This is a genomic window from Acinetobacter sp. NIPH 817 (assembly GCF_000368405.1).
In the GTDB taxonomy this organism is placed as follows: domain Bacteria; phylum Pseudomonadota; class Gammaproteobacteria; order Pseudomonadales; family Moraxellaceae; genus Acinetobacter.
Window position 1 is genome coordinate 1 of the sequence record NZ_KB849431.1, and the last position, 1,577, is coordinate 1,577.

Annotated in this window: 2 protein-coding genes and 1 pseudogene; 1 reads left to right on the forward strand and 2 read right to left on the reverse strand. The window is 34.8% G+C overall.

The genetic code is table 11. From position 1 onward, the window contains the following. Both F968_RS20120 and F968_RS19425 read right to left on the reverse strand, forming a co-directional pair. Positions 1-167, reverse strand: a pseudogene (locus F968_RS20120) (transcriptional regulator); the annotation flags it as partial. Continuing rightward, complete coding sequence (locus F968_RS19425; protein ID WP_000269903.1) at positions 160-516, reverse strand: type II toxin-antitoxin system RelE/ParE family toxin; 357 nt, start codon at positions 514-516, stop codon at positions 160-162. The gene F968_RS19425 and the pseudogene F968_RS20120, both read right to left, overlap by 8 nt. 726 nt (positions 517-1,242) lie before the next feature. On the opposite strand from F968_RS19425, the gene F968_RS19430 reads away from it, so the two are divergent. Next, positions 1,243-1,577 (forward strand): outer membrane beta-barrel protein (locus tag F968_RS19430; protein ID WP_004796963.1); only part of this gene is annotated, 335 nt, incomplete at its 3' end.

Consider the following 1,577-nt stretch of genomic DNA (forward strand, 5'->3'; position numbering starts at 1 on the left):
GGCTGTTTGATTCCAAGGGTTGCAGCCAATTCTTTTTGAGAAATCTCTAACTCTTCACGAATAAGGTGAAGCTGAGTTTCCAACAATAATTCATCCGCCATTTGTTGAATACGAGCTTGACTCTCTGGAGAGCGATTAGCCAATAATTCTTGTAGGGTCTTAGCCATTAGATTGATCTCCTAAAGTTGAAAGATGAATTTCGTATTGCTGATCGGCAATATCTAACATCTCTTTATAAAAACGCTTTTTACCGCCTTTATCACCGATACACAGCACAATAGCTTGTCGTAAAGGATCAAACGCGAAAAAGGCTCTCAGTGGTTTACCTCGATGCTGAACACGTAGCTCTTTCATATTGGTAAATTTGGAGTCATAGACGGTATCTACTAAAGGACGACCTAAACTTGGTCCCTGTTGCTGTAGAACGACCAACGCTGCGAGTACTTTCTCTTGTGTAGATTGATCTTGCTGTGCAAGCCATTCGTTAAACAGATCCGTTGTAATGACTGTCCACATATTACAACCATAATATAGATTACAATCTATATTTTATGCTTAATTGAATTATTATTCAAATGACAATAAAAAATCCCGACGTCATGTCGGGATTTTTCGGTGTGGAGCGCATAGGTAGGGCTGACTACCTAATGGTCATGGTGTCTGACTGATTATTCTTGTTTTAAGTCATTGAACATCCTGTTCATATAGATCGATCATAGGGACTTCACTGGTGCTTGGATACAAACAATTTCGTAAAATGCTGTAAGCCAAAGCGTACAAAAAATCATCAAAAATTATCCCAAAGCTTATCCGCAAGAAATGGGGATAAATTCAGAAATGGAAGCCTTAAGGAATCGGAAGGAAATTACGATTTGATCGTTTTGTATTTTTGATCATTTTTTAACCAATTTTATTGGCAAAATATATCAAAACTGCTCATAAAAAAGCCGACTTGTTTCCAAGTCAGCTTTTCGACATCGTCGAGCAAATTATTTATAGCATAAGTTTTTGATTTTTATATGTTTCAATTTGTTCATTTCGTATAACGCCCACTATGTTAAATAGAAAATTTCTAGAAGTAATAAAAAAAGATTATTTATTAACCAATAAATCAAAAACTATCTCACTAATTAGTATAACTTTATTGCAAAACTTTATTTATATTTCCAATATATGCAAATCCTTTAAATCAATGATTTATGGGTTTTTATATAATTTCAATATTTATTCATGAGATATACAATGAAAAAACTGCTTTTGGTATCACTTCTTGGGACTGTTGCAGCAACTACAGCAAATGCTGGTAGTACAACAATTCAGCCATATGTAGGCGCTGGTTATACATTTTTAAATAACGATGATGTTGATGTACATTTTCTAGGTCTGAATGGTGGTTTGCAATTTAATGAATATGTTGGTGCTGAAGTATTCTGGAATAAATCTGTGAATGACATCGAGTTCGATGGCGATTTAGAAGAACTTGGTGTAAGAACTGATGCCGATGTTCAATACTATGGTATTGGCTTAACAGCTAAATATCCTTTAGCAAATAACTTCTATGCTAAAGGTATGGCAGG